Below are 3,952 nucleotides of genomic sequence, written 5' to 3'. Positions count from 1 at the left end.
TTGAACGAGGCATTCTGGGCGTGGGTCGACGGGTATTACCACCTGCGCAAGCACGGCAGTACGGGGCAGTCTCCCAAGGAGCGAGCAGCAACGAGCAGCCGTACACCCAAACGGGTTTCGGAGGCGGAGCTGACGGATAGATTCCTGTGGGAGGAGGAGCGCACCGCCGACAAGACGGCTTGCGTCTCCCTGATGGGCAACACCTACGAGGTCGATCTCGCACTGGCCAAGCAGAAATTGACGCTGCGTTACGACCCGTTTGACTTGACGGTCATCCAGGTGTGGACCGAGGACAAACGGTGGCCCGACGCCAAGCCTGGAAGAACAGCTTAAACAAATTGAAAAAGGCATTATCGACGATTGGAGCGATGCCAATCCACCGGATTATGGTGTGTCGCCGAAGCAGAAGGTCGTCAATATCGAAACGTATCGAAACCGCCAGAAATAGGCGGTTTTTCTTTTGCCTGGAAGCGAGGTGAAAACATGGCCATTCTTCGATACAGCCCACAATCCAAAACTTACACGCCGCAGGGGCAGGACGGGAAATGGGCGCCCAAGGTGCTGTCGGGAAACACACAACAGAAAGTCCCGACGTGTCCTGCCTCATATCCAGCCAGTCATCAGGGTCAGCCCAATGTATGTACTGACACAAAAATGACAGCCGTCCATCATCTTCGCTTTTTAACCCGGTCGCGGCCGGTGATGTCTTTGTAGTTTATGGCCAAAATACCAAAATGCCGAAATTTAAAAAGCACCCACAGATCGGATCCTGTAAGTGCTTTTTATATTGGCTTTGCATCCTTAAATTTTCTTGTTAATTCTCCTGTTTCATCCTCAACTATCTCCCATACACCGCCTTGTGACGATCCATCAAGCGGCGCTGGATTAGTGATACTGTAAAGGTAGTCCATTTCCTCATCATCCACTATTCGAAGAAAGGGACCCTCTACACTGAGACAGTCATATATTTTCCCGTTGGTCAGCCCTGCGCCTCCATAAAAACTCTCCCCGATATATTTAACCCTCCCAATGGCTGGCTTTTCGACATAGTCCTCGGCGTCGTAACTCCATACTTTCACGGTCCTCATTTTTTCACCTTCATTTCTGCTATCTTATGTTCTCGGCTTCCAATCTGAGGGTGTTCTACCCAATGTATATCAAACACATATTTTTCTGATTCAATTTTTCCCACTTTCTTACTCCATTCTTCCGGCTTGCCCCCATATTGTTGTGATAAGCGTTTACTTGCCCTGAGTGCCACACTTACACCCTCGCCCGCAATAACATGAACATCTGTTATTAGAGAGTTTAATGGTATAAACCTTTGAAACCCGTTTTCATCCTTAAAGCTTAATTGTTCAGGCAAATGCGAATCCTCTGCCTTGCGCTTCTTGGGTAGTTCTGTACCAGCTACATATCGATTATACCACGCTTGATACGTCATATCCCCCGGCACATAGTACGTCTTACCGTCCGCTTCCCGCGCTATCCGCTGGCCCGGATCGATCTCGTCCTCAAACCACGGAACAGTGGTCGTGCGGCACCTCACATGCAGTGGCGGATAATTGACGCCGACTTCACGTTCCGACAACGCAAACACTTTCCCGTCCAGCCCCCGGCAGATCGGTGTTGTACGGCTGTCCAGCGTTGCCAATATCTCATACCGATCCACAACACCGCTGGCCTTGTATCCGTCCCAGGTGGCCTGGTGGACGAAAAACGCCGTTTCTGTTTGCACAAGTCGTTCAGCGTTGGAGTACGACACGTTCATCCGTTCGGCCAAATCGCGAACGGTCCGATCAATGCTGTCGCCGCGGATAAACGATTGAGCCAATTTCGTTCGCAGTTCAGTGACCAGCTTATCGCGACCGTTTTATCTGAACGTAATGAATTAAAAAAGCATCGCTCTTTATTCCGGTATGATCATATCTTCCACGCTGCCGCCGGGCGGGACCATCGGGTAGACATTCTCCTCCTCCGCTACGTCAAATTCCATGATCACAGGCCCCTCGGAGGCCAGCGCCGTTTGAACGACGCCCCTCGCTTCCTCCAGCGTATGCGCCCGTAACCCCAACACACCGTACGATTTGGCAAAAGTCACATAATCGGGTGAGGTCAGTTTGACGGAAGAATACCGCCGTTCGTAAAAGATCTCCTGCCATTGCCGAACCATTCCCAGATACCCGTTGTTTAATATCGCGATTTTTACGGGCAGGTTGTAGTCGACCGCCGTCATCATCTCCTGCAAATTCATTTGAAAGCTACCGTCGCCGCTGATGCATACCACCTGCCGGCCCGGGGCGGCCAAAGCCGCTCCGATGGCGGCCGGCAAGCCGTATCCCATGGTTCCCAAACCGGCGGAAGTGACAAAGGATCGGGCGTGGCGAAACGAATAATTGTGGGCGGTCCAAATCTGATGCTGTCCGACATCGGTGGCAACAATTGCGTCTCCGTCCGTCAGCTCGTCGATGATCCGGATCACTTCCTGCGGTTTCAGCGAACTGTGCGATCGATCTGACCGGGGAGCTTTCTTCCGCCAAGCAGAAACCGTTTTGATCCATTCACTGTTGTTTCCTCTTGTCAACAGGCTGTTCAGTTGCGAAACGACGTCTTTGATGTCGCCCGTCACCGGAAGATCGATCTTCACGTTTTTGTTCAATTCCGCCGCATCTATATCGACATGAATCTTGAAGGAATTAACGGAAAACGTTCGGGTTTTGCCGGTGACGCGGTCGCTGAACCGCACCCCCAGACCGACCAGCAGATCTGCTTGGTGGACCGCTTTGTTCGCGGCGAACGTCCCGTGCATCCCAAGCATGCCCAGATGCAAGGGATGAGCGGAAGGAACGGCGCCAAGCCCCATTAAGGTAGCGACCACGGGAATTTGCATCCGCTCCGCCAGTTCCGTCACAAGGCTGGAAGCTCCGGACGAAATCACCCCTCCGCCGACAAGCAGCACCGGCTTGCGGGCCGCTTTTATTTTCTCGGCTGCCAGTTGAAGCGTTTTGGCTGGAACCTGCGGCATCGGATTGTATCCCCGAATGTTGATTTTGTCGGGATAGACGAATGCCGTCTTCGCGGTCATGACGTTTTTCGGTATATCGATCAACACCGGTCCCGGACGTCCGGTGCTTGCCAAATAAAAGGCTTTTTTTACAATCTGGGGAAGATCGCGGACATCCAGCACAAGAAAGTTGTGTTTTGTGATCGCCATGGTGATGCCGTAGATATCCACTTCCTGGAAGCTGTCACGCCCGATCATGTCGGTCGGTACCTGACCGGTGACGACAACCAGTGGCACGGAATCCATATACGCATTGGCAATTCCGGTGACAGCGTTGGTTGCGCCGGGGCCGGATGTCACCAGCGCCACGCCGGGTTTTCCGGTGACCCGCGCATAACCGTCAGCCGCATGAACCGCAGCCTGTTCGTGTCTGGTCAGAATATGTTTGATGCCTTTGCAGCGGTAAAGGGAATCGTAAATCGGCAAAACGGCGCCGCCCGGATAGCCAAAAATCGTATCGACATTCTCCCTCAGCAAAGACTGAACAAGGATGTCCGCACCTGACAGGAATTGCAATCCGGGCTCGGCTTGCACATTCGACATACTCGACCACCTCTTTTTAAAATTTCGTGAAATTTCTCAAGTTTATCGAATATTTTACCTGTGTTGCAAAAGTACATTTGTGATTTCTGTCACAAGTAATTCCCGTTTCAGAAAAATCCGGGTTCTGCGGGCAGTTTGTTCGGTTGAGCAAGTAAGATTGAATGAGCTATCTCAATTTTTTTGCTTTCCATTAAGAAATTCGAATGGTTTTGTGGGTATTTTTCAATTGAGGAAGCTCTGTGATACGTGTTATCATAAAATTTGTCGCCGGGGTGATTGCGTGCGGGTGATTGCGTGCGGTTGACAAAGTTGGGGAATTCGTGGTACGTTTAAAAAGCCGCTTTA

Annotated in this window: 3 protein-coding genes and 1 pseudogene; 1 reads left to right on the top strand and 3 read right to left on the bottom strand. The window is 51.5% G+C overall.

Features of this window, described 5'->3' with window-relative positions:
- Window positions 1-318 (top strand): annotated as a pseudogene (locus tag AC4ED1_RS14470) (Mu transposase C-terminal domain-containing protein); the annotation flags it as partial.
- Window positions 319-782: 464 nt separating this feature from the next.
- Here the strand turns inward: AC4ED1_RS14470 and AC4ED1_RS14465 are convergent.
- The 3 genes from AC4ED1_RS14465 to ilvB all read right to left on the bottom strand — a co-directional run bounded on the left by AC4ED1_RS14465 (window position 783) and on the right by ilvB (window position 3,607).
- Entirely contained in the window at window positions 783-1,088 is a 306-nt protein-coding gene (locus tag AC4ED1_RS14465; protein WP_490939828.1) for a hypothetical protein, read from the bottom strand.
- Window positions 1,085-1,846, bottom strand: coding sequence for a minor capsid protein (locus AC4ED1_RS14460; RefSeq protein WP_490939830.1), 762 nt, complete (start codon window positions 1,844-1,846; stop codon window positions 1,085-1,087). Before AC4ED1_RS14460 ends, AC4ED1_RS14465 begins: the two co-directional genes overlap by 4 nt.
- 63 nt (window positions 1,847-1,909) lie before the next feature.
- Window positions 1,910-3,607: a biosynthetic-type acetolactate synthase large subunit gene (gene ilvB, locus AC4ED1_RS14455; RefSeq protein ID WP_490939826.1), complete on the bottom strand. Its 1,698-nt coding sequence runs from the start codon at window positions 3,605-3,607 to the stop codon at window positions 1,910-1,912.
- Window positions 3,608-3,952: the final 345 nt, after the last annotated feature.

It is taken from the genome of Effusibacillus sp. SKA8 (assembly GCF_058273125.1).
The sequence above is the reverse complement of the archived record's forward strand: the minus strand, read 5'-3'. Positions and strand labels throughout refer to the sequence as shown.